At 61.4% G+C, this 23,646-nt stretch carries 15 protein-coding genes, 1 tRNA gene and 3 pseudogenes; 6 read left to right on the top strand and 13 right to left on the bottom strand.

The features are described from left to right. Positions 1–43: 43 nt before the first annotated feature. Together metH and ACWA13_RS07660 are read right to left on the bottom strand one after the other, a co-directional pair. Positions 44–3,676 (bottom strand): methionine synthase, encoded by a 3,633-nt coding sequence (gene metH, locus ACWA13_RS07665; RefSeq protein ID WP_463937538.1) that lies wholly within the window; start codon positions 3,674–3,676, stop codon positions 44–46. A gap of 1,070 nt (positions 3,677–4,746) precedes the next feature. Further along, positions 4,747–4,887: a hypothetical protein gene (locus tag ACWA13_RS07660; protein WP_463937537.1), complete on the bottom strand. Its 141-nt coding sequence runs from the start codon at positions 4,885–4,887 to the stop codon at positions 4,747–4,749. A gap of 205 nt (positions 4,888–5,092) precedes the next feature. Here ACWA13_RS07660 and ACWA13_RS07655 point away from each other — a divergent pair, with 205 nt between their 5' ends. Further along, on the top strand, positions 5,093–6,067 hold the full coding sequence (locus ACWA13_RS07655) for an AAA family ATPase (protein WP_463937536.1): 975 nt from the start codon (positions 5,093–5,095) through the stop codon (positions 6,065–6,067). 251 nt (positions 6,068–6,318) lie between these two features. Here ACWA13_RS07655 and ACWA13_RS07650 read toward each other — a convergent pair whose 3' ends face one another. Next, on the bottom strand, positions 6,319–6,609 hold the full coding sequence (locus ACWA13_RS07650; RefSeq protein WP_463938015.1) for a hypothetical protein: 291 nt from the start codon (positions 6,607–6,609) through the stop codon (positions 6,319–6,321). 48 nt (positions 6,610–6,657) lie between these two features. On the opposite strand from ACWA13_RS07650, the pseudogene ACWA13_RS07645 reads away from it, so the two are divergent. Beyond that, positions 6,658–7,746 (top strand): annotated as a pseudogene (locus ACWA13_RS07645) (S8 family serine peptidase); the annotation flags it as partial. Positions 7,747–8,241: 495 nt separating this feature from the next. Continuing rightward, positions 8,242–8,400, top strand: coding sequence for a hypothetical protein (locus ACWA13_RS07640; RefSeq protein ID WP_463938014.1), 159 nt, complete (start codon positions 8,242–8,244; stop codon positions 8,398–8,400). Positions 8,401–8,477: 77 nt separating this feature from the next. On the opposite strand, the pseudogene ACWA13_RS07635 reads toward ACWA13_RS07640, so the two are convergent. Next, positions 8,478–9,667, bottom strand: a pseudogene (locus ACWA13_RS07635) (ABC transporter ATP-binding protein); the annotation flags it as partial. Positions 9,668–9,841: 174 nt separating this feature from the next. Here ACWA13_RS07635 and katG point away from each other — a divergent pair. After that, complete coding sequence (katG, locus tag ACWA13_RS07630) at positions 9,842–12,136, top strand: catalase/peroxidase HPI (RefSeq protein ID WP_463937535.1); 2,295 nt, start codon at positions 9,842–9,844, stop codon at positions 12,134–12,136. A 147-nt stretch (positions 12,137–12,283) separates the two neighbouring features. Here the strand turns inward: katG and ACWA13_RS07625 are convergent. After that, positions 12,284–12,675, bottom strand: a pseudogene (locus ACWA13_RS07625) (homocysteine S-methyltransferase family protein); the annotation flags it as partial. Positions 12,676–12,842: 167 nt separating this feature from the next. On the opposite strand from ACWA13_RS07625, the gene ACWA13_RS07620 reads away from it, so the two are divergent. Next, the gene (locus tag ACWA13_RS07620; protein ID WP_463937534.1) at positions 12,843–14,372 is read left to right on the top strand and encodes a hypothetical protein; all 1,530 of its coding nucleotides are present in this window, start codon (positions 12,843–12,845) and stop codon (positions 14,370–14,372) included. Positions 14,373–14,459: 87 nt separating this feature from the next. Here ACWA13_RS07620 and ACWA13_RS07615 read toward each other — a convergent pair whose 3' ends face one another. The 3 genes from ACWA13_RS07615 to ACWA13_RS07605 all read right to left on the bottom strand — a co-directional run bounded on the left by ACWA13_RS07615 (position 14,460) and on the right by ACWA13_RS07605 (position 17,706). Beyond that, positions 14,460–16,436 carry a hypothetical protein gene (locus ACWA13_RS07615; protein ID WP_463937533.1) on the bottom strand — a complete coding sequence of 659 codons (1,977 nt, stop codon included), beginning with the start codon at positions 16,434–16,436 and terminating at the stop codon, positions 14,460–14,462. 160 nt (positions 16,437–16,596) lie between these two features. After that, a complete protein-coding gene (locus ACWA13_RS07610; protein ID WP_463937532.1) occupies positions 16,597–17,307 on the bottom strand; it encodes a hypothetical protein in 711 nt (236 codons plus the stop codon). A 322-nt stretch (positions 17,308–17,629) separates the two neighbouring features. Beyond that, positions 17,630–17,706 (bottom strand) — tRNA-Pro (locus ACWA13_RS07605). Positions 17,707–17,822: 116 nt separating this feature from the next. On the opposite strand from ACWA13_RS07605, the gene ACWA13_RS07600 reads away from it, so the two are divergent. Continuing rightward, positions 17,823–17,972 carry a hypothetical protein gene (locus ACWA13_RS07600; RefSeq protein WP_463937531.1) on the top strand — a complete coding sequence of 50 codons (150 nt, stop codon included), beginning with the start codon at positions 17,823–17,825 and terminating at the stop codon, positions 17,970–17,972. A 27-nt stretch (positions 17,973–17,999) separates the two neighbouring features. Here the strand turns inward: ACWA13_RS07600 and ACWA13_RS07595 are convergent, their stop codons facing one another. The 5 genes from ACWA13_RS07595 to ACWA13_RS07575 all read right to left on the bottom strand — a co-directional run bounded on the left by ACWA13_RS07595 (position 18,000) and on the right by ACWA13_RS07575 (position 23,646). Continuing rightward, positions 18,000–19,406, bottom strand: coding sequence for an HNH endonuclease signature motif containing protein (locus tag ACWA13_RS07595; protein ID WP_463937530.1), 1,407 nt, complete (start codon positions 19,404–19,406; stop codon positions 18,000–18,002). A 137-nt stretch (positions 19,407–19,543) separates the two neighbouring features. Beyond that, positions 19,544–21,094, bottom strand: a complete 1,551-nt coding sequence (der, locus tag ACWA13_RS07590) for a ribosome biogenesis GTPase Der (RefSeq protein ID WP_463937529.1) — start codon at positions 21,092–21,094, stop codon at positions 19,544–19,546. Then, positions 21,091–21,798, bottom strand: a complete 708-nt coding sequence (locus ACWA13_RS07585) for a lysophospholipid acyltransferase family protein (protein WP_463937869.1) — start codon at positions 21,796–21,798, stop codon at positions 21,091–21,093. Before ACWA13_RS07585 ends, der begins: the two co-directional genes overlap by 4 nt. Positions 21,799–21,823: 25 nt before the next feature. Further along, entirely contained in the window at positions 21,824–22,537 is a 714-nt protein-coding gene (cmk, locus tag ACWA13_RS07580; protein ID WP_463937528.1) for a (d)CMP kinase, read from the bottom strand. Further along, the gene (locus ACWA13_RS07575; RefSeq protein ID WP_463937527.1) at positions 22,537–23,646 is read right to left on the bottom strand and encodes a prephenate dehydrogenase; all 1,110 of its coding nucleotides are present in this window, start codon (positions 23,644–23,646) and stop codon (positions 22,537–22,539) included. The genes cmk and ACWA13_RS07575 overlap by 1 nt, the downstream gene beginning before the upstream one ends.

Raw genomic sequence — 23,646 nt, 5'->3', positions numbered from 1 at the left:
CAGGCACCAGGGCCCACCACCATGGTGCAGATCACAGGCTGGCTCACACCTTGAAGTACTTCGCCTCCGGGTGGTGGAACACGAACGCGTCGGTGGATTGTTCGGGGTGCAGCATGAGTTCATCGCTGAGGACCACGCCCATCCGCTCCGGCTTCAGCAGTTCGGTCACCTTGCGGCGGTCCTCCATGTCCGGGCACGCAGGGTACCCGAGTGAGAACCGGGCGCCACGGTAGTCAAGCTTGAAGTACCCTGCCGTGTCTTCGGGCTCCTCGGCAGCGAAGCCCAGCTCCTTTCGGATGCGCGCGTGCCAGAACTCCGCGAGCGCTTCGGTGAGCTGCATGACCAGGCCGTTGAGCTCGTAGTAGTCGCGGTACTGGTTGGCGTCGAACATTTTGGAGGTGAACTCTTCGATCTTCGAACCGGCGGTGACCAGCTGTACCGGCAGGACGTCAATCTGCCCCGATTCGCGGGACTTCACAAAGTCGGCCAGGCACAGGTGCCGGTCGCGGCGCTGGCGTGGAAAATCGAAACGCAGGCGGTCGGTGCCGATCGGGCCGCCTGACCCACCGTCCGGGGCGAGCAGCCCCGGCGTGCCCAGTACGCCGTCGGGGTCTTCACCGTGGTGCAGAACCACCACCTGTTCCCCCTCGGAGACCACCGGGAAGTAGCCGAAAGCGACGGACGCATCAAGCATTCCCTCAGCGAGGATCCGGTCCAGCCAGTACCGCAGGCGCGGGCGGCCCTCGCGTTCCACCAGTTCCTCATAGGAGGCGCCGTCCTCACCGCGGCCGGGCTTGAGGCCCCACTGGCCCATGAACGTCGCCCGCTCGTCCAGGAAGGCGGCGAAGTCGTGGAGTGCAACGCCGCGCACAATGCGGGTGCCCCAGAACGGCGGCGTAGGTACAGCGTTGTCGGCGACGACGTCGGAGCGTCCGGGCATTGCCTCGGGCTCGGTCACCGTGAACTTCGCGCCTCCCTTGTGGATGCGCTTCTTCAGAGGCGGCAGGCCGACGTCGTCCGGGGATTCACCGCGGGCAACCCGCACCAGCGGTTCCATGAGCGCCAGGCCCTCGAAGGCGTCCTTGGCGTAGCGGACGACGCCGTCGAACTGCTCTGCCAGGTCCTGCTCCACGTAGGCGCGGGTCAGGGCAGCGCCGCCGAGGATGATGGGCCATTTCTTCGCCAGGCCGCGGGACTGCAGCTCCGCGAGGTTCTCCTTCATCACCACCGTGGACTTCACCAGCAGGCCGGACATGCCGATCACGTCGGCGTCGTGCTCCTCGGCTGCGGCCATGATCTCGGCGATGCCCTGCTTGATGCCGATGTTGATGACTTTGTAGCCGTTGTTGGTGAGGATGATGTCCACCAGGTTCTTGCCGATGTCATGCACGTCGCCGCGCACGGTGGCAATCACCATGGTGCCCTTGCCGGAGGAATCCGACTTCTCCATGTGCGGCTCGAGCAGGGCCACGGCGTTCTTCATCACCTCGGCGGACTGCAGCACGAACGGCAGCTGCATCTCGCCGGCGCCGAAGCGTTCGCCCACCACCTTCATGCCCTCGAGCAGGTAGTCGTTAATGATGCCGAGCGGGGTCATGCCTTCGGAGCGCGCCAGGTCCAGGTCCGCTTCGAGGCCCTTGCCCTCGCCGTCGATGATGCGCCGTTCCAGGCGCGCGCCGGTGGGCAGCGCGGCGAGTTCGGCGGCGCGCTGGTCCTTGAGGGCCGCGGTGTCGACGCCGGCGAACATGTCCAGCATGATGGCCAGGGGGTCGTACGTGGTGTTGCCGTCGGCGTCGTATTCGCGGCGGTCATAGACGAGGTCCAGTGCCACCTTGCGCTGATCCTCCGGCAGCGAAGCGAGCGGGACGATCTTGGCGGCGTCGATGATGCCGCTGGTGAGGCCCGCCTGGACGGCTTCGTGCAGGAACACCGAGTTCAGGACCATGCGTGCTGCCGGATTCAGGCCGAAGGAGACGTTGGAGACGCCGAGGGTGGTGTTGATGCCGGGGTACTTCGCGCTGATCTGGCGGATGGCCTCGATGGTTTCGATGCCGTCCCGGCGGGTTTCCTCCTGACCCGTGGCGACCGGGAAGGTCAGGCAGTCGACGATGATGTCCTCAACCCGCATGCCCCATTCGTCTATCAGGGCGTCAACGAGGCGGGAGGCGATGGCCACCTTGCCCTCCGTGGTGCGTGCCTGGCCGTGCTCATCGATGGTCAGGGCGATCACGGCGGTACCGTGTTCCTTCACCAGCGGCATGATGCGCGCGAAGCGACTGTCCGGGCCGTCGCCGTCCTCATAGTTGACGGAGTTGACCACCGGGCGGCCGCCGATGAGTTCCAGCCCGGCCTGGAGCACTGCCGGTTCGGTGGAGTCCATGACCAGCGGGAGCGTGGAGGCCGACGCGAAACGGGAGACGATCTCCTTCATGTCGGCCACGCCGTCGCGCCCCACATAGTCGATGCACACGTCCAGCAGGTTCGCGCCAACCCGGACCTGGCTACGGGCAATATCGACGCAATCGTCCCAGCGCTCTTCGAGCATCGCCTGGCGGAACGCCTTCGAACCGTTCGCGTTGGTGCGCTCACCAATGGCGAGGTAGGAGAGCTCCTGGTCGAAATTCACGTGATGGTAAAGGGACGCGACGCCGGGCTCCCGCTCGGTGGGGACGCGCTTGGTGGTTCCCCCCGTCTTTTTGGTGCGGAAGGGCGCAAGGCGTTCGACGACGGCGGCCAGGTGTTCCGGCGTCGTACCGCAACAGCCGCCCACCAGGCCCAGGCCGAATTCGCGGACGAACTGTTCGTGGGCGATGGCGAGCTCGGAGGGCGAGAGCGGATAGTGCGCGCCGTTCGGGCCAAGGACGGGCAGGCCGGCGTTGGGCATGCAGGCGATGGCCACGGAGGACTGCTTGGAGAGGTGGCGGAGGTGCTCGCTCATCTCGTCCGGGCCGGTGGCGCAGTTCAGGCCGATGGCGTCGACGCCGAGCGGCTCGAGCGCGGTGAGTGCTGCGCCGATCTCGGAACCCATCAGCATGGTGCCGGTGGTCTCCACCGTCACCTCGACGAAGATGGGGAGCCGGATGCCGCGGGTAACGATGGCCTGCTTGCAGCCGTTGACGGCGGCTTTGGTCTGCAGGAGGTCCTGGCTGGTTTCGATGAGGAAGGCGTCTGCTCCCCCGTCGATGAGGCCCTCGGCCTGCAGGGCGAAGGTCTGCTTGAGGTAGTCGTAGCTGGTGTGGCCGAGGCTGGGGAGCTTGGTGCCGGGGCCCATGGAGCCGAGGACCCAGCGCATCCGGCCGTCCGTTGCCTCTGCGGCTTCCGCGCGTTCCCGGGCAATTTTGGCGCCCTTCAGTGCCAATTCTGTGATCCGGTCATCGATGCCGTAATCGGACAGGTTGGACCAGTTGGCTCCGAAGGTATTGGTCTCGACGGCATCGATGCCCACCGCGAAGTACGCGTCATGGATCTGCGCGATGACGTCCGGGCGAGTGTCATTGAGGATCTCGTTGCAGCCCTCCAGGCCCTGGAAATCATCCTCGAGCGACAGCTCGTGTCCCTGCAGCATGGTGCCCATGGCACCGTCGGCAATGACGACTCGCTGGTTCACCGCATCCAGCAGCTCCTGGGCGCGGGCGGGGCGAGGGACAGAGTCAATATCGAGCGCAAAACGAGGCATCTAAACAGGTTACGTGTGGGGGCCATTACGTTGCGCTGTGTGTCTGAGTGCTACGGGGGCGCGCACAGACCAGCGGCAGGTGCCCGAGGTGTCATCTCCTAAGTTGTGCCGTCGTCGCTGAGGAGGAAATTTTTGGAGCCGCGTGGCGGGCGTGGGGTTACCGGCGTGCATCAACGGGACGAGGCATTCGATCGCCAACTGAGATCCGCAGTTTGTAACGAAGTTGGTGGTGGGCGCAGGCCAACGCGATGAAGCGCACGCCCTGGGTTCGTAAATCGCGACAGGGAAGAATTACCCGGCAGAACTGGCTGGTGAATATATCGGAGAGGCAAAGCTAGACAGAAGGCAGCGGCTATATCTAAGGATGGTAGGCCGCACGCACCTTGAGTACCGGCTAGTGGCCTTTCCCCCGGGCTCATGATTCTGTTGGTTGTACTTCTGGTTGCTCTGAATCACGAGTCTGCACCACTGGAGCCCGCCTGGGGGAACGTTGCAGAGTGGGCAGGTGTCGTCGTGACGTTCTTTGGTTTGTCGGAGCAATTGCAGCGCTTCGCATACAACGGACGTCAGTCGAGATCCAGGATGAACAGCGGCGAGACTCAGTGCAGAAAAAATCTACTGCTGATTTTGCAAGGCAGGTCCGAGGGAAAGCGATCGTATCGCGATAGTTGGAGCACGAGGCCAGGGTCGGAGAGAGGAACGCGAGAAGTTTGCTCGGTCAGTTGGACTTCAAGTGAGAGCCGAACATCAACGCGCTTTGCCTGGGCTTCAAAGGCCAAGTGACGGTCAACTGGCTCTGAGCGTGAGAGCATTTTTCCATGAGCAGATGGACGAATCAATCTCGAGGATAGGAGAGAACAAGTTCGGAGCACCCGGCTTGCGGCAAGAGCTCGCATGGAGAGTGACGGGAGACGGCCAGTTTCGGGCGATGACAACGAGGCACTGAAGTGGTTGATCCCAAGAGTTGGTGGTGTTGAGTTCTCCGATCCGAAAGGTATCCGCTAGCGAATTAGTGGCGATAAGGAACTGGAAGAGTTGCCTGCCGAAGACTCGTCCAAAAATATTGGCAACTAGTTGTTCCTCAGGACGGCCAACCCTTGCGTCGCGGTAAAACGGTGCCCGTTGCTCACCGGGTAAGTACCCACAACGTCGGAAGCATGCACGTCGTCAAACACAAAGACCGGCTTCCCGGCACACAATCCAATGGCCATGCAACCAAGCTCGTCTCCCTGTATTAGTTAGAAGAGGACAAGACACCGCCGTGATTGGCGAACCGTTCAGCGTGTCCCGGAGCACCGTGGGCCACTCGTCCAGTAGATGTCGGGAATGATGATCACTGCTCGAAGATGAACGTCTGTCTTGGCAGTGACAGTTCCGCCACACATCGAACAAACCCCGATACTCTAAGGTACTTATATGGCTGGCAAGCAGTTGAAGACGATGTTCCGCGCTTTCCACACTCGCGATGAGCTTGCCTTTAGGCGTGCCGCGATGGAGATCATTGAGGAAGAAAAAAGCAAACATCATCATGCGCTCGCTCGAGACCTTCAGTCCTTGCTTGCGGTGGGGGGTGCCACTGCGGATGTCGCCGCAACCGTCATCCTCCCTGAACCTCCAATGGATAGAGAGGGTGAGTGGCCACTCGCCGATCTACGGCATCCGCAAAAGCTCATTGAAGAGCTTGTACTGTCGCCCCAACTCGCTAATTCTCTGTATGGAGCCGCGGCCGAGGTGAAGCAGTGGACACTGCTCGGCTCTGCAGGGATTCCAAAGCGACAACGGTTTTTATTCACGGGCCCCCCAGGTTGCGGAAAAACCACCGCCGCTGAGGGTATCGCCGCCGAGCTCGGTTGGCCCTTCCTGCTTGTACGACTAGACGCCGTTGTATCTTCCTACCTTGGCGAAACCGCAAGCAACCTGCGCCGAATCTTTGAATACGCCGACAGAGCTCCCTTGGTGGTTTTGTTCGATGAGTTCGATGCCTTGGGCAGATCCCGCAATGATGGTTCAGAACATGGAGAGATGAAGCGAGTTGTTACTTCGTTTCTGCAGATGACCGACAGGTATTCTGGTCCAAGCCTTATTCTCGCGGCAACGAATCATGCTGACCTACTGGATTCAGCTCTATGGCGCAGGTTTGATGAAGTACTGACATTCAACTTGCCTACCGTTCACGAAATAAGGCGACTTCTGCGACTTAGACTACGCCCGGTAAAGCATCCAGGACTTGATATCGACCCTCTAGCAAGATCTCTGCGCGGGCTACCGCATGCCGCTGTGGAAAAATTTGTGTGGGATGCTCGCCGAAATGCGCTTTTATCTGGGCGTGAACATTTGAATGACGAGGACGTCAGCACTGCGCTGGAAGCAGTGAAGAATCGACCCTGGTAAGGACCGCATTGCCCGAGCATCTTAAACTTCCCAACCCACTGGAATCCAACTCACGCCGATCCAGTCCACCCGATCGGTCCCCAAGAGAAGCCCGGCACCCCAATATTCACGGCCCTTCACTCTCGGCCAGCCTCAAAGCGGCGACTCAAGGAAGAAAGCTACCGCGTAACGTCGATCCTGACTTAGTCTTCAAGGTCCGAGCCACTGGGCGACCGGTCGACAGCTCAACAGCTGCACGGGGACTGCAATTTCTAGGTGAGACCGTCGACTTTACGTACTTCTACCTTGTTAGCGACGACGGCGTTGCGCTTCAGAAAGCGATTGACCAATATTCCCGGACGGGCGACCTCCGGAGCTTGCTGGATATGTTCAACGACATTGAGCGGTACGGGCGCGAAGATCGTATGGGTCCAGGGCTCCTTGATTTGAGCTCTAGTGGGCCATTCACGGTAGACATCAAGATTTGGCCATCGGCTAGTCGGGAGGAGGCCCTCCGGAGATTTGAGGTTGTCAAGGCCGTCATCTTGAAGGGAGGCGGCCATATCCTCCTTCAGGACGTCACCCCCGCGCGTACAGTAATCCGAGTAAGCATGACTCAGACGTTGCTTAGTGAGATCCTGGAAGTAAGCGTGGTCGAGCGCGTGCGCACGCCACCGGTTCCGTTCTTAGACTTCAGCGATTGGTACCACGCGTCAGCTGATGATCTGACGCGGGAACTAATTCCAAGTGCAGCGGTCGGTGTGTTAGACGATCACCCAGCGACAGGGCATCCTCTACTCAAGGATCTCGTCACAGTTACGAACATCGCGGAAGACGGTTTTGTCTGGAGCGACCCTACTCACCACGGCACAGAGGTGGTGGGTCGCGTCCTATTTCCCCATTTGGAGGAACAACTCCGAGACGGCGTCCCGATTTCGGCACATGGTTTAGTGCATGTCGCGAGGATCATGCACACCGATCCTACGGCGCACACTCCTGGACACCCAGTTTTCGCTGGGAGCTATACGGAGGCTGACCTTGTCGAGCGTGCGATAAAGACTCTGCACACAAAGCACGGGGTACGAATTTTTAATCTAAGTATCGGCTATTCGGAACCCTTCAATGCAGTCCACGTCGAGGAACTGACTGAGACGCTGGATCGCCTTTCCCGAGATCTAGACGTAGTCATTGTCGTACCTACGGGAAATATACCTGTCTCAATTGATGGGACGCTCTCATCCGGTCACCACATCAGGGATCATTATCCTGAGTATCTGGCCCACGAAGATCATAGGTTAAGTGAGCCTGGACCTGCCGCCCTGGCAGTTACAGTTGGCTCGATTGCTCACAGTGATGCAGCGGCCGAGCTAAATCCGGCCCGCTTTAGTTGGGAGGCAATCGCCGGAGTCGGAGCAGTTTCACCGTTTAGTCGGAGCGGCCCCGGCCTTGGATCTGGGGCGTCGCGGCGCAACAAACCCGATTTCGTACATGCCGGCGGAAATTCTGTCATAAACGACACTGGGCGTGTGGTCCCCGACGAACCTGGGGCGAGTGTAATTAGCACCGCCATGGATACGAGTGGACGCCTCTTCAGGGCATGCAACGGTACTAGCTTCGCTGCCCCCGCCGTGGCGCGGGCAGCTGCGGACATTCTCCATGCATATCCCAACGCTTCCGCTAACCTCGTGCGGGCTCTGCTTGCGCTCGGGTCGCGTTTGCCGGCTGCCGCCAAGGACACCCAAAGTGATACAACTCGGACGGTTCGATACGGGATGGGGGTACCGAACTCCGAAGAGTCCATCCTGAGTACGACATCCAAAGTCACGATGCTATATGACGGATCAATGCCTACTGAGGCTGTGCGATTGCACCCCATCCCGATTCCTACGGAGTTCAGATCTGGGAAACGAGAACGTTCCATCACTGTCACACTGGCGTTCGATCCTCCTGTTAGGAGTAAGCGCCGAGAGTATCTAGCGGGTGCGATGTCATTCGGCCTGTATCGCAACTTGGACCCGGCAGAGCTTCTCGAAACTCTCCAATCCCAAGTTGACGCAAGTACGGACCTCATTCGGGACAGTCGTCACCTCAAACTGGAGCCATCTCAGCAGATTTTTACCAGCAGCACCCTAATGAAGAGATCATGGTGGCGTAAAGCTTCATTTACCGACGATGCCGATACGTTTTACGTTGCCGTGACTCATAAGGCTGCTTCCTGGGCTCGGAACACCGACGACTACCGGCAACAACGCTACGCCCTCACGGTGACCCTCACGGACAAAGAGCTGGGCTCGATCGATCTCTACACGCTTGTATCTAACCGACTCCAACTAACCGATCGCGTGCGGGTTTAGCGGTGACCGCGCCGTACATCAGCAAAAGCCTATGGCGACGATAAGAGCGCACCCGTACCAGCGCAATACCGGACGGATTATCCTGTCGAACCCTGGGTATTCTGCCCCGTATGAAACGGATTAGCGGCGCCGAAGACATCCGCCGCAGGAGCCGCTAACTGCGCCTCGTACAGCCGCGCGTAAACCCCGCCGGCAAGCAATGAGGCGTTCGTGCCCTGCTCCACGACCTGGCCGGCTTCCATCACCAGGATGAGGTCGGCGTCGCGGATGGTGGACTGGCGGTGGGTGATCACGAAGCCCGTCCGGTCCGATCGCAGTGCACTCATCGCCTTCTGCACCAGCACCTCGGTCCGGGTATCCACCGCGGACGTCGCGTCAGAGTCAGCAGAAGGCCGGGCTGGGAACGCCCTGGCGACGGTCAGCAGCTGCTTCTCCCCCGCAGACATGTTCGCGCCCTCGTCGTCCAGCACCGTGTCGTACCCATCAGGCAGTGAACGCACAACCGGTCCACGTAGGTCGCCCGAGCCGCTTCCCAGCACCTCCTCGGAGGTAGCCGAGGGCCGGCCGTACGCAATTGTCCCGGATGGTCCCGCCGAACAGCCACGCAGCCTGCAGCACCATCCCCAGCCGTAAGCGCAGCTCCCGCCGCGGCACCGAGATGACGTCGACGCAGTCGAACGTTATTCGCCCGGCGTCCGGCTCACAGAACCGCATCATCAGGTTCACCAGCATGGTCTTGCACGCCCCGGTGCGCCCCACGATTGCCTCCGTCTGCCCGGCTCCGCCACCACGAAAGCACGGAAATCAATGGCTTCTCCGCAAGTATGGGAACGAGAACTCCAGCCACCCCCGCCCGAACACCGGACCGGTAGAAGGCGCAGGCTTCTCAGGTTCCTTGTCTTCGTCCAGCAGCGAGAATACCCGCTCGACGGACGCCACCCCGGACTGCAGCACGTTCGCCACGGACCCGAGCTGCGCCAGCGGCATAGTGAACTGCCGCGAGTACTGGATGAACGCCTGGACGTCGCCCAACTGCATCGCCCCGGATGCCACCTGGAGCCCGCCCACCACGGCGATTCCCACGTACACCAGGTTTCCGATGAACGTCATGGCCGGCATGATCAGCCCGGAAATGAAACTGCGCGCCGAAGCTCGCCTGGTACAGCTCCGCGTTCTGCCGGAACCGCTCCTCCACCTCGCGCTCCCGGCCGAACACCTTCACCAGCGCATGCCCGGTGTACGTCTCCTCGATCTGCCCGTTCAGCTCCCAGTGTGCTTCGACTCCGCAGGTACAGAAACGCCAGGGATTGACCCAGGTGAAAACCCAGGACGGTGGCCCGCAAAAGAGGGCTCTCCCCCGGGCACCGTCTCATGTTCAAATAGGAGGGTTGAAGCGGCTGCCCGAGTCCGACCACGGCCTCGGCCACATGGAAGGAAGCACATGACCGACCCCCAAGAACACCCCCCGGTGCCCACCCCAGGAAGTGCCCAAGGCCTCGACAGCAAGGTTGAAGGCGGGTGTCCGGTGGCGCATGGCAGCGTTACCTCGCACGGCAGCGAGAGTGAAAACCCAGCGATCGACTCGCCGCAGCCTAAGGGGCACCGGCCGCGGACCGTCGCGGATTGGTGGCCCAACCAGCTGGACCTCTCGGTGCTTCACGCCCACCACCCGGCGGGCAACCCGCTCGGCCCCGGCTTTAGCTACCGGGAGGAATTCCAGAAGCTCGACGTCGAAGCGCTCAAGCAGGATATTACCCAGGTCCTCACCACGTCCCAGGACTGGTGGCCTGCTGACTTCGGCCACTATGGCGGCCTGATGATTCGGCTGAGCTGGCACGCCGCCGGCACCTACCGCGTCCAGGACGGCCGCGGCGGTGCAGGGGACGGCAGCCAGCGGTTCGCGCCGCTCAACAGCTGGCCGGACAACGCCAACCTCGACAAGGCCCGCCGTCTGCTGTGGCCCGTCAAGCAGAAGTACGGCCAGAAGCTCTCCTGGGCCGACCTGCTCGTCCTCGCGGGAAACGTCTCCCTCGAGTCGATGGGCTTCAAGACCTTTGGCTTCGCCTTCGGCCGCGAGGACGTGTGGGAACCCGAGGAGATTTTCTGGGGCCCGGAAGACGCCTGGCTCGGCGACGAACGCTACATCGGTGAAGGCCAGATGTCGGAGGACGTCGGCTCCACTGAGATGGGCCTGATCTACGTCAACCCCGAAGGTCCAATGGGCAACCCGGATCCCAAGCTCGCGGCAGCGTTCATCCGCGAGACGTTCAAGCGTATGGCGATGAACGACGAAGAGACCTTCGCGCTGATCGCAGGAGGCCACACGTTCGGCAAAACCCATGGCGCCGGTGACGCCGACGCGCACGTCGGCCCCGAACCGGAGGGCGCCAATCTCGAGAACCAGGGGCTGGGCTGGCTCAGCACCTACGGCAGCGGCAAGGGTGCGGACACCATCACCTCCGGCCTCGAGGTCACCTGGACGGACCGGCCCACCCAGTGGAGCAACCGCTTCCTGGAAATACTGTTCGAGTACGAGTGGGAGCAGGTCAAGAGCCCCGCCGGCGCGCACCAGTGGGTGGCTAAGGACGCCCCGGAGATCATTCCGGACGCGCATGACCCGCAGAAGAAGCACCGGCCCACCATGCTGACCACCGACCTGTCGCTGCGTTTCGACCCTGTCTATGAGGAAATCGGGCGGCGCTTCCTGAAGAACCCGGATGAATTCCAGCTCGCCTTCGCCAAGGCCTGGTACAAGCTGCTGCACCGCGACATGGGACCTGTGGGCCCACACATGCTCGGGCCTTGGGTTCCCGAAGCTCAGCTCTGGCAGGATCCGGTTCCCGCGGTGGACCACGAGTTGATTGGCGAGGAGGACATCGCTTCGCTGAAGGCATCACTTTTGGACTCGGGCCTGTCCGTCTCACAGCTGGCAACCACCGCTTGGGCTTCCGCGTCCACCTTCCGCAAGACCGACCGCCGCGGCGGGGCCAACGGCGCACGGATCCGGCTGGAGCCGCAGACCGGCTGGGAGGTCAATGAACCCGAGCAACTTTCGACGGCGTTGCAGGCGCTTGAGAGCGTGCAGCAGCAATTCAACGCTGCCCAGGCCGGAGGCAAGAAGGTCTCGCTGGCTGACCTGATCGTTCTTGGCGGCTGCGCCGCGGTGGAGAAGGCGGCGCGGGACGCCGGGTTCTCCGTCACCGTGCCGTTCCGCCCGGGCCGCACCGATGCCGCCCAGGACCAGACCGACGTCGAACAGTTCCAGTACCTGAAGCCGCGGGCTGACGGGTTCCGTAACTACGTGCGCCCCGGCGAGAAGCTACAGCCGGAGACTCTCATGCTGGACAAGGCGTACATGCTGGACCTGTCGGCGCCGGAGATGACAGCACTGGTCGGCGGCATGCGCGCCCTCGGCACCAATGTCGGGGGCTCCAATTACGGCGTCCTCACCGACAGGCCCCAGGTGCTGACCAACGACTTCTTCGTCAACCTTCTCTCCCCTGGCACCCAGTGGAAAGCGTCGGAGGCGGACGAGAACGTCTATGAGATCAGGGACGTTTCCACCGGCGAACTGAAGTGGACCGCCACCCCGGTGGACCTGGTCTTCGGCTCCAACTCCCAGCTCCGTGCGTTGGCCGAGGTCTATGCCAGCGAGGACGGCAGGGAGAAGTTCGTCAACGACTTCGTGGCTGCTTGGGTGAAGGTCATGGAGCTGGACCGCTTCGACCTGCGCTGACGGATGCTCCGGGCCGGCTGCAGGCTGGCCGGCCCGGAGTGATTCGCCGCGCGAGTCCCCCCGTTGACAGCCTCTGAGCACAAGATTGGTCGGGCTTACCGTAAAGCACCCCGCTCGTTCCTGCGTGAGCCGATAACATCCTTCGCAGCTGGTATGGCCGAGGCTGGGGAGCTTGATGCCCGGCCCCATCGGGCCGAGGACCCACCGCATACGGCCGTCGTTTTCCTCCGCCGCTTCAGCGCGTTCGGGCAATCTGGGCGCCCTTCAGTGCCAGTTCTGCGATCGGGTCATCAATGCTGTAATCGGAGAGGTTGGACCAGTTGGCGCCAGACGTATTGGTCTCGACGGCGTCGATGCCCACCGCAAAGTACGCGTCATGGATGTCCTGATGACATTGGGACGCGTGTCTTTATGGATCTCGTTGCAGCCCATCAGCCCTCCAGCCCCTGAAAATCTTCCTCGAGCGAGAGGTCGTGCCCCTGCAGCAGGGTGCCCATGACGCCGTCAGCAATGACAACCCGCTGGTTCACCGCATCCAGGAGCCCCTGGAGGCACGACGTCGGAGACTCTCCGGGCCCGTTCCCGTGCGGCTACCGTACCCAGTAGCGTAGTCCGACCGCCGTATGACTTGAATGTTGGCCGGGAGTTCAGAAGGGTGGGGCACGAGGTCGCTTCTTGCCCGCACTCAACACTTTCGGAGACTCTTTTGGACCTGCTCTTGGCGATAGGCTCGACGTGCGGCGTAATCGCCTTCCTCTTCACGGTCTGGATGCTGGCCATCGGTTCCGCCGCGGCCCGTCCCGCAGACTGGAGCGCACAGTTCCAGTTTGCGGCTTCGTTAGAAGCGCATCGCCGAGACCTTCTTCGAAGTCCACGGTCTGGGAGCGACGAGCAAGCACTCCAGGACTTCGTTGGGACGCAAATGGTCTCCGTCGACACCAAGACTCACGAGGTGATGTTTCGCGCACTGAAATCAGTTACGGATGCGACGTCCGATGACCTAATTGCTCTTCACGAACGACAGGCGCTCGTGTTAGAGCGCAGCCTTGAGAGACAATTCCGCTTGACACAGAAAATCACCCGTGCTGGAGCTGCCGCTAAAACATGGAACGTCGTCTACGCCTTGAACTGTGCGATCACGGCCTGGCAGGGGCTCCGTTGGTTCTTTCCGTTGTTCTTCGCCAAAACTAGGAGGATTGGAGAGAAATGTCTTGCTACGGCAACGTTCCTCGGAGTCTGGGCCGGCCTCCTCTGGTGGGCCTGGTCACATTTCAATAGGAACAATCCGCAAACAGACTGGCTAAGTTTCGTCGGCTTGGTGATCACGCTGAGCACCGTCCTCGGACTGGTTGTCGCAATCGGCAAACAATTCATGACTTTGCTCATTGGGATCAAAGGACCCCTCCGAACCTGGACGAAGAAGGGCGTCGCGGCTGGCACCTTCTTTGTGGTCAGCTTCGGGGCTCTTCTAGGGAGCCTGTACACAGGAAGTCTCACGGAATGGGTCTCAGCAGCCAACCAATATGTCATCGACCGAATCGATGAACTCAATCTTGGCTCGGCGCTTGGTTCAGCACTGATGATCGCGGCACTCCTTTACGTCGTTCGAAACGGCATTCAGAGGACCCGGCTCAAATTCCTGCCCCTCGAAGAACGAATCAGCGACGGTGTAGCGACAGTCCTCATCGCGGTCACGGCCTACTACGTGTTGATTTTCGCTTTGAACGCACCGAGCGAGTTCTACCGCTTCGGCACGTGGGGCTTCGGAATTGTCATGGTCTGTGGGGGGATCCTCATCTTTGCAGTGCAGCTCTTTGAGACAGTCCGGGACTTCCGGTTCCTTCGAAAAACGCAAGTGCACGTGCCGCGGAAAGGTTTTCGATGGTGGGCACTGGTGACGTGGTTCGGGCTAGTGCTCGGGGGGCTCGTTTTGTCCGTTCCTGTTGCTCCCAGCGTCAGGTCGGCGCTTGGCACGAAGCTGGTCATCATGGAGCTCACCGCCGTTGCGGGGACAGTGCTGGCCTACCTGATGTTTCTTCCGGGGATCGTCGTCACCTTCCTGTATCTCCGCAGAATTCGAACGCTCCGCAGGCAGATGAGTGCACCTCTAGTGACTCCCGAAACAGCCAGAGAAATCATCCCCGAAACGGCCAGCGAAGCCATCGCACTTGCCTACATCGCCGAGCTGGACGAAACCGATTGGGAAGAATCACGAACACAAACAACCCGGCAATGAATGGGCATCGCAATTTTGCGCATTGCAGGTGCTGTGTCCATGCGGCACCGGCCGGGTTTCCGCCGCGCTGAATCAAGTCTGTTCAGGTCATGAGTTCCTGCTTCCAGCTTCGCTAGAGCTCGAACTCTCGGTCGCTGCGAGACAAACGTCGTCGTTCATCTTAATAACCAATGCCACGATCAAACGCAGCGCAATCAGGTAGGTATCGAAATGCGCCTCATCGCCGTCGGAGTGGGCCTGCGACCCATGCAAGTACCTATTGCGTAAATTGGGTCCGTTGCTGAATCCCACCTTATTGAGAAAATAGTTGAAGTAGGCCCCTTCAGCATCGGTCAGCAGCGAGGAGCGGCGCGTTACCCAGCCCTTCTCGGCCATGCTCTCCACCTCGGCCCGCCCCGCCTCCGAAAGGTGATAATAGTTAGCCGCTTGAGTATGGAACAACGCCGTGAGGATCAGCAATCGCTCCATACTCGTGAATCGGACACGCTCGCCAGTATTCTCCAGAATGCCGAGGTTGATCAGATGGTCGATGCTCACCTTCTGGTAGTCGTGGAAGTCCGCGTAGGCGACTTGGTTCTGTAAGAGGAGCGCGGCCGCGTTTTCAGCACGCAGCCCCTCATCTATGTAGCTCAACGCCGATTGGTCAGAGAACAGAAGATGAAGGATACCGACAATCTCTTCGCCTTCTGACGGATAAATATACTTGCCATCGAGGAGACAGGGTATCTCTTTGTATCGAACCTGGTCCGATCTTATGGCGAGCAATTCTCGATCGAGTTCACCATTCTCAGCGTATAGGCCGAATTGGTTTGCAACACTTTCCATCTCAGCAAAAAGATGCCGGACTCTCTGGAGGTACGACGAACTTTCATCAGACGGAACGAACGAGAAGTTCGACATGCCAAACTCCTCGACGAGATACGTCTCGAAGAACCAGGAGATGACCTGCTCCAGGTCAACGTCGTGCGACTTCAGGAATCGCCAGTACATGAGTGTCTGAAGTTTGGAACTGGTGTCGACGTTTCCAAATGCAAAGCCGACCTTATACTCGGCATTCCCAGTAAGTCCCATCACCCGTTCCATCACATCTAAGCGGGCTGGATAGGATGGAAGCGTCAGAATTATTTGGTGATCGACGAAGTCAAACAGCTGCTGAAAGTTGTTGAGGATGCTCGGATTATCCAGGGTCGCCTCGAGCCAGCGGCTGCCGTACGTGTATCGCACGAGCGATCCATTCGACGAGTCCAACTCGAGCACGGCTGGTTCATCTTGATCGTCAGAGATGCTCACCTCGCAACCCATCTTGAACCCCTCGTTCTGTTCGAAGATCTTTGCGTTCAATTCTTCGCTGCGTCTTTTTGCACGCAACTTGAGCTTGGCATCTATGCCGGCCTGAGCATGATCGTTTGCGTTCGCAATCAGCCAGACATGGTTCAGGTTCGCCTCCTCGCTGTCGATGTAGCGCTCAAGCAAACTGCGGGCGTCCATCGAAGTGAAGCTCGGTGGAAAATGTATCCCACCTCTTGCACCCTTTTCCAAGTACTTGCGAACGATGTATTCGGCGCTGCGGCTCGAGGTGAGAAGCTCGTCCCGTATTTCAGTGTCATATGCCTGGACTAGGTTCTTGCTCGCGAGCATTTCACCGAGGTGGACACCCGCTGCCTTCAGGGCGGTAAGCGCTATCTCTGCACTGCAACGTTCGAAAGCCTTGTTACGACCGAGAAGGTCGAGGAGGTCCCGATGATATTCGTAGCCTACCTCGGCCACGACGGCGGCAAAGTTCCGGCCGTCAACCGCAGTAAAGAAGCGTGCAACAGCAGCGCGAATCTGCGGAGCCCGTGCCATGAGCCCCTCTCGTTGACTCTCCGTGCAGAGGCTCGGGAGCAATCCGTTTTCGAGGTACTGCTGTACGTTGTGGAGTTCGAGGACATCCATAATGCTCGTCAGGGCATTCTCAGGATCGAACTGAGCAGCAAGTTCGGCCACGCGCGGGGCGTGCCAGCCGGAAGCCAGGTCATTGGCTCCATAAAATCGAACTCGTCGTAACTCGTCATCGTCACTCATTGAGCGCTCTCCTCTCGCATATCAAGAACGATCCCTTCCCCACACACGTATATCGAATCAGTATGCAGCGTGGATTGGTTCTCGAGCCCTCTCCGCCGCGGCAATAGACCTCGAGCATGCGGTCGGCGCATCACAACCATGGGCTGCATCCCATCGTTGGCTATGAGAATTGGAAGCCCCGGTAAGAGCTCCGGACATTGAAGCGTCCGCCTTCCTTCCTGCGTTGCAGATATCCAGCAACGGTGTCGATGTCATTTGGCCGCATATTCAGCTCCCGGCACTTGGCCCGGACCTGCTCAGCTGTGACGGGTTCCCATCGGTCCGGTCGGTTCATCATGTCCGCTTTAAGCATGTCCTCCTCATTCCACTTCAGACCTGGGGAGTATCCCGCTGCCATGACCGCGACATGCTCCAAGATGGCGTCGACGCCGTTAGGAAGAGGTTCAGGTGCTGACACTCCTACCCTCTCTGCCGAGAGCCGCAGGGTCTGACCGTTCAACAGTTGGATTGGGTTGTTGTCGGCGATCCACTCTGCCGCCTCTGTACCGCCATGTTCCAGCACGACAAGGGCGTCGGGCCTAGCACCCCATAGGTCATTGAGACGCTGACGGTCAGGCCACCCAAAGATCACTCTCCGATTCTCGAGGTACCCCGTCGAGAAACCGCGCCAAGTGAGATGAGTGACGCTCGGACGCGCAATCAAGCGTTTGAGGCTATCGCCGGAAAAGTGTTTCTGCGGTGTGACGACAACGACCGGACCACCCTGCTGTATAAGAAGCCACTGGATCGCACGCACGTTCTGAAGTTCACGCGAATCATCCTCGCTGATTCGGGAAATTGCGACTGGGTAATGTTGATTGTCATGTGGCATCTGGATGCTCCTTCAATCTGGGCTGGTGCTCTGACGGTATATGCAACCACCGACATTCATGCCTACGCACCTAGTAGATCGGGAAGCGTAAATGATTCAGCGCTCAATACACGCCGCTGCTGCTGTCTCACACACCAGGGAAGCGCTGACTTTGGGCGGGTCGAATCCCGGCTGGCTAGGGATTTCGGCGATGTGCTGCACAACTACTGCCTCCAGCCAGATCCGGCTCAAGGTATGACAGACCTTCGAGTAAAGTCCGGAGTCAAGGAAATAACCACATACGACGATAGCCGCGACACGAAGTGTGTCGCGGCTATCGTATTGGTCGGGCTGACAGGATTTGAACCTGCGACCCCTTGACCCCCAGTCAAGTGCGCTACCAAGCTGCGCTACAGCCCGCTGGTCCCGCCGTTCTCCGCTGCAATAAATACCAGTGTTTCCACGGAATTCATCTCAGCAGTCCGGCCGAACCACCTTGAAAAGCTTACACGATTCCGGCAGGTGCCGATGACCAAATGGCCGGCGTTTCCGGCTTCTCTTTTCCCGTCACGCATGCTGACGTCAATGGGCGTGCCCTCGAAGCCGAACGCTTCAGCCAGGCGGACCTGATCTACCGTAGCAACGCTCACCCTGACGGAATCAACTTCAACGCCTGGCACAAGTAACCGACGGCACTCCCGTACAGGTATTGCTCAAAATGGAGGCGGGTCGGATGTATTGCCCAATTCAAGATGATCACCAGGCCTCCATCTTCGGCTCGCGTCGGCGCCGGTGATGGAAGTTGGTGGCGTCGGCGCGTGGTCCGTGTAACTCCGGCCGGTGGGGCTGGTCCATTCCAGCGTCCCTCCCCCGGTTTGCTTGATCTTCCACCGTGAATGGTGCTTGAGCATGTGGTGACGTCTGCAGAGCCCGGCGAGGTTGCCCGTTTCCGTAGCACCGCCCAGGGCAGCATCGTGCGTGTGGTCCAGGTCCAGCTCCCGGGCTTTGATACCGCAGCCAGGGAAACGGCAGCGAGAGTCCCGGGCAGTAAGCAGTCGTTTGAGGTCCTCGCTAGGCCGGTAACGGTCAACAGCAAGCACGGCACCCGTGACCGGATCCGTCAGCACCCGGTTCCAGGCAGTCGCCTGCCCAGCCAGTGCACGCGCAGTCGCAGGGTCGATCGGGTGTTTCCCCTCCACCTCAGCGGGGACCCGCCCGGAACCGATAGAAGCAGGCCCGGCAGAACCACCAACCAAGGTAGCCACGGGAATAGTCACATCCACCCGCCCCTGGATAGCCGCCAGGAACCCGTCAGGTGTGTCATGGCCCAGCGGCGCCCCACACAGCAACAAATCAGACAGCAGATCGGCACGGAGCTGGTCCATATTCCGATGCGCTCCAGGGTCAGAAGCAGGAGCCCCAGAAGAAGCGTGTGCCCGCGCCATCTGCGTAAGCCGGTCGTGGATGCCATAGGCCACAGCCGCGGGCAGAACCGCAGCCAGCTCGGCCATACCGTCCGGCAAGGGAGCCACTCGCACATGGCGGTCCACCGCAGCGCGTTCGTGCCGGCCAGCCAGCAACGTGGGCTGGGCCTTCTCAACTTCGCGGACAGCCAATCGCCGCACCCGGCCGGGCGCCTGCTGCTCGGCACAAGCCACCACCACAGACTCGTACCTGGACAAAGCCGCGGGGCAAGCAAGCACAGTCCCGGCATCCTGGATCACGCGAACGTGCGCCTGGCTGATCCGCCCCTCAGCAAAGGCCTGGAACGTCACAGGGAACCGCTCCAGCAGTTCAACTGCCTCGCCCATCTGCCGCTGCACCGAGCGGTCGTTCGCACGGGTGGCGGTGGCGATCTCCGCCGTCACGGCGCGTTGCGCCAGCTCCGCCGAGCGCGAATCCCAGCCGGCAGCCGCGAACCCCGGCCGCGCGCCGCCGTCGTTCATGACATCCGCCAGCCGCGACGTCATAGCCAGCGTGTACGTCCGCATCGCCTGCAAATTGGCGATGACGTGCTCCAGAGACTCGAGCGTGGAGACCATCCCATCCAGCACCACCAGAGGATCGGCCACCGCAGAATGAAGCGGCGTCCCCTCGCTCAAGCTGCTGGTGATCTCCATGAATCCATCACATCACCGACCACTGACATTTTTAGCGCGCCAAAAGACAGAAGAAACGGGACCCCACAAAAACGGCGCGCCTCCCCTCAAAGGGAAGGCGCGCCGTCGTCAATCAGTACGGTCAGAAAACCCGGAACCTACTTCTTCCGGCTCCGCTTCTCGCGCACGCGCATGCTGACTTCAATGGGCGTGCCCTCGAAGCCGAACGTTTCGCGCAGGCGGCGGGTGATGAAGCGGCGGTAGCCCGGATCCAGGAACCCGGTGGTGAACAGCACGAACTTCGGCGGCCGGCTGGAGGCCTGCGTGCCGAACAGGATGCGGGGCTGCTTGCCGCCACGCACGGGGTGCGGGTGCGCTGCTACCAGCTCACCCAGGAAGGCGTTGAGCCGGCCGGTGGCGATCCGCTTGTCCCAGCTCTCCAGCGCAATGTCCAGCGCCGGAACCAGCCGGTCCTTGTGCCAGCCGGTCTTCGCGGAGATGTTCACGCGCGGCGCCCAGGCAACGTGTGCCAGGTCCCGCTCGATCTCAGTCTCCAGGTAGCTACGGCGTTCCTCGTCCAGCAGGTCCCACTTGTTGAAGGCCAGCACCAGGGCGCGGCCGGATTCGATCGCCAGCTGCAGGATGCGAACGTCCTGCTCGCTGAGGACTTCATCCACTGCCAGAAGTACGACGGCGACCTCCGCCTTTTCCAGCGCGGCCTGCGTCCGGAGGGAGGCGTAGAAGTCGGCGCCCTGTGCCATGTGCTGGCGGCGGCGGATGCCTGCGGTGTCCACGAAGCGCCAGGTGCGGTCGCCCAATTCAATGAACTCATCAACCGGGTCCCGGGTGGTGCCTGCGGTGTTGTCCACCACAACGCGCTCCGTACCGGCCAGCTTGTTCAGCAGTGACGACTTGCCCACGTTGGGGCGGCCGATCAGCGCGATGCGGCGCGGGCCGCCGGAGCGTTCCACGCCTTCGATGGTGGAGTACTCCGGAAGCGTGTCGATGACGTGGTCCAGGAGGTCAGCCACGCCGCGGCCGTGCAGTGCCGAGACCGGGTACGGCTCGCCAAAGCCAAGGCCCCAGAGCGAGGCGGACTCCGCTTCCTGGGCGAAGTCGTCCACCTTGTTGGCCACCATGATGACCGGCTTCTTGGACTTGCGGAGCATCTTCATGACGCCCTCGTCAGTGGCGGTGGCGCCAACGGCGGAGTCAACAACGAACAATACGGCGTCGGCAAGCTCCACGGCCATCTCGGCCTGCTCGGCAACCCGGGCGTGGATGCCGCGGGCATCGTGCTCCCAGCCGCCGGTATCCACCACCGTGAAGTTTTGGCCATTCCAGCTGGCCGAGTACATGACTCGGTCACGGGTGACGCCGGGGGTATCCTCCACCACGGCTTCACGGCGGCCCAGGATACGGTTCACCAGCGTGGACTTGCCAACGTTCGGCCGGCCGATGATGGCCAGAACCGGATCGAGCTTGACCGGGCCGTCGAGGTCCTCGTCGTCGTAGTCACCGCGCAGCAGCGCGGCGTCTTCGTCGTCCAGATCGTAATCTTCGAGCCCGGCGCGGAGGGACTGGGCACGAACTTCGGCCTCGTCGTCGTCAATCGCGGCCAGCCGCTCAGCCACCTGGTCCGTGCCGGTGGGCGTGTAGTCTTCTTCGCCGGAACCTGACGGGCCGGAGTTGGGAGTCGAATCGCTCATTGCACTTTCCTTAGATGGTCATCTGCCGGCGTCCCGGCTACTGCTGTGGTGGTTTCGCGGTGCTTCGCCGCAGGCAAAGAATCGGGCAAAGACTGCCCGCTGTGCGCAATTGCTTGCTCGACCGTGCCGGCCAGCGCAGCGCGGATTTCCGCAGCCACCCTGTCCATTGAAGCACGGCCGGATTCCCCGTCATGGCGTCCTACGCCAATGGCAGGGCCGAAATAAAGATGGAAACGGCGCCCCGGTTTAGGCACTGAATCGAGGTGGTCCGTACCGGTCCTGGTGCCAAGAATTGCCACCGGAACCACAACTGCCCGCGAGTTCAGCGCCAGCCAGGCTACGCCGTTATTGATGGCCGCGGCGCTGCCTCCGCCGCGCGTTCCTTCGGGAAGGATTCCTACGCAGCGGCCGGCGTCGAGCACGTCCTTGCTGAGCTGCAGCGCGGCCCGGTCACCGGAACGGTCTACGGGCAGCTGCCCGGCGGCCCTGAGGACCAGCCCCAGGAATCCCTTGAACATCTCCTTCTTGACCAGGATGTGCATCCGCCGCGGAGCCGCCCCGAAGAGCACGGGTCCGTCCAGGAAGCTGATGTGGTTTGCGGCAAAGATCACCGGCCCGTTGACGGGTACGTTCTCACGTCCTGTCACCGTGGTCCGGTACACCACGTGGTCCAGAATCCAGCCGACTACCCGACTCCAACCCATGGTGAGCGGGGACGGGATCCGGCGCTCAATCACGGTTAAGGACCTTACTGACAATCACCAGTGCCGCCTGCACGGTTTCCTCGAAGTCCAGATCCGAGGAATCCAGCGTCACCACACCATCGGCTGCCTGGGTGAAATTCACGACGGCGGAGTCCCGGGCATCGCGGCGCGTCACCTGGGCTGCCAGTTCGGCGGCAGTCTGGGTACCGCCAAGCTGGGCGCCGCGCCGGCGCAGGCGGGCTTCCTCGCTGGCGGTCAGGAGCATCCGCACCTCGGCCCCCGGGGCTACGACGGTAGTGATGTCGCGGCCTTCAACGACGATGCGCCGGTGGTGCTCGTCAATGATGGCGCGCTGCCGGCGGATCAGCTCGGTCCGGGCACCAAGGGTAGTGGCAACGGCGCTGACGGCAGAGGAGATGGCCGGTTCGCGGATGAGATCCGTAACGTCCACGCCGTCCACCCGCACATATTCCTCGCGAGGGCTTGTGCTCATGTCCAACACCAGGTCTCGCGAGGCCTGTTCAACGGCAGCGGCGTCGTGAAGATCGATCCCGGTGTCCAGGCAGTGCCAGGTCAGGGCCCGGTACATGGCGCCGGTATCCAGATAGGCCACCCGGAGGCGCCGGGCCACTTCCTTGCTCACGCTGGATTTGCCGGAACCGGACGGTCCGTCGATGGCGATAACCAGCGAGCGTCCTACCCGGAGGGCAGGCATGGTGTCGATCAGTTCCTGTGTCATCACTGCAATACCCGCCATCCACGGTCGTTCAAAGCTTCGATCAGGTGGTCATGCTTGTTGGGCAGCACGGAGATTTCCACCATGCCAACGTTTTGTCCGGACGAGTGGTCCAGCCGCAAATCCTCAAGGTTCACGCCGATCTCGCCGATTTCGGTCAGCAACTGCGCGATCTGGCCGGGACGGTCATCCACCAGCACAGTCAGCCAGGAATACGCCTGGGGCGGGCCCCCGTGCTTGCCCGGAATCCGGACCTGGCCGGCGTTGCCTTCGCTGATGAGCTGGGCCAAATCCAGCCTTGCCCCGGGAGCGGTGGGATCTTCAAGCGTGCCGATGAGGCGGTTCAGGTCCTCGCGGACGCCGTAAAGGATCTCCACAACCTTCGCCGCGTTGCTGCCGAGGATCTGTACCCACAGCGACGGATCGCTGGCTGCGATCCTGGTGACATCCCGCAGCCCGTTGCCGGCCAGCGACAACGCATGCAGCGGAGTCCCCTGCAGCCGGCTGGCCAGAAGCGAGGACATCACCTGGGGCAGGTGGGACACCAGCGCCACGGCTTCGTCATGCTCAACAGCTGTGAACTGCGAGACCACGGCACCCAGGTCCGTGGCCAGTGCCCTGGCCGTCCCCAAGGCTTCGGCCGACGTTTCATCGGCCGGGCACAGGACCCACGGCATCGAGGTGAAAAGCTCACCGCGGGCCGCCACGGGACCGGACTTTTCACGGCCGGCCATGGGATGGGTCCCCACGTAACGGCTGAGATCCGCTCCCCTGCCGCGAAGGTCAGCCTGGATGGCCGCCTTCACGCTGGCGATATCCACCACCACGGCATCCGGGTAGCTTTTCAGGGCATGCTGAACGACGTCGGCAGTAACGTCCGGCGGTGCGCCCACCACTACGAGTTCAGGCGCACTGCCGGCAAGCTCACCCGCAGGACGTCCGGCGCCAATATCGACGGCGACGGCCTGGTTGGTGGGCGAAGGATCAGAGAGGTAAACCGGAACGCCGCGGCCGCGAAGCCCCAGGCCAATGCTGGTGCCGAGCAGCCCCGTACCGATCACCAGGACCGGGCCCTTTAACTGGCCCGGGCCCTGGGCACGGAACGCGGACAT

Source organism: Pseudarthrobacter sp. TRD_SC_9 (assembly GCF_055361265.1).
This window is presented reverse-complemented; position numbering and strand designations above follow the sequence as displayed.

Bases quoted from the DNA above. Each gene is read 5' to 3' on its own strand.
- metH (WP_463937538.1), bottom strand. From the start codon at position 3,676: ATGCCTCGTTTTGCGCTCGATATTGACTCTGTCCCTCGCCCCGCCCGC.
- ACWA13_RS07660 (WP_463937537.1), bottom strand. From the start codon at position 4,887: ATGGCCATTGGATTGTGTGCCGGGAAGCCGGTCTTTGTGTTTGACGAC.
- ACWA13_RS07655 (WP_463937536.1), top strand. From the start codon at position 5,093: ATGGCTGGCAAGCAGTTGAAGACGATGTTCCGCGCTTTCCACACTCGC.
- ACWA13_RS07650 (WP_463938015.1), bottom strand. From the start codon at position 6,609: ATGGCCGCCTCCCTTCAAGATGACGGCCTTGACAACCTCAAATCTCCG.
- katG (WP_463937535.1), top strand. From the start codon at position 9,842: ATGACCGACCCCCAAGAACACCCCCCGGTGCCCACCCCAGGAAGTGCC.
- ACWA13_RS07615 (WP_463937533.1), bottom strand. From the start codon at position 16,436: ATGAGTGACGATGACGAGTTACGACGAGTTCGATTTTATGGAGCCAAT.
- ACWA13_RS07610 (WP_463937532.1), bottom strand. From the start codon at position 17,307: ATGCCACATGACAATCAACATTACCCAGTCGCAATTTCCCGAATCAGC.
- ACWA13_RS07600 (WP_463937531.1), top strand. From the start codon at position 17,823: ATGGCCGGCGTTTCCGGCTTCTCTTTTCCCGTCACGCATGCTGACGTC.
- ACWA13_RS07595 (WP_463937530.1), bottom strand. From the start codon at position 19,406: ATGGAGATCACCAGCAGCTTGAGCGAGGGGACGCCGCTTCATTCTGCG.
- der (WP_463937529.1), bottom strand. From the start codon at position 21,094: ATGAGCGATTCGACTCCCAACTCCGGCCCGTCAGGTTCCGGCGAAGAA.
- ACWA13_RS07585 (WP_463937869.1), bottom strand. From the start codon at position 21,798: ATGGGTTGGAGTCGGGTAGTCGGCTGGATTCTGGACCACGTGGTGTAC.
- cmk (WP_463937528.1), bottom strand. From the start codon at position 22,537: ATGACACAGGAACTGATCGACACCATGCCTGCCCTCCGGGTAGGACGC.
- ACWA13_RS07575 (WP_463937527.1), bottom strand. From the start codon at position 23,646: ATGTCCGCGTTCCGTGCCCAGGGCCCGGGCCAGTTAAAGGGCCCGGTC.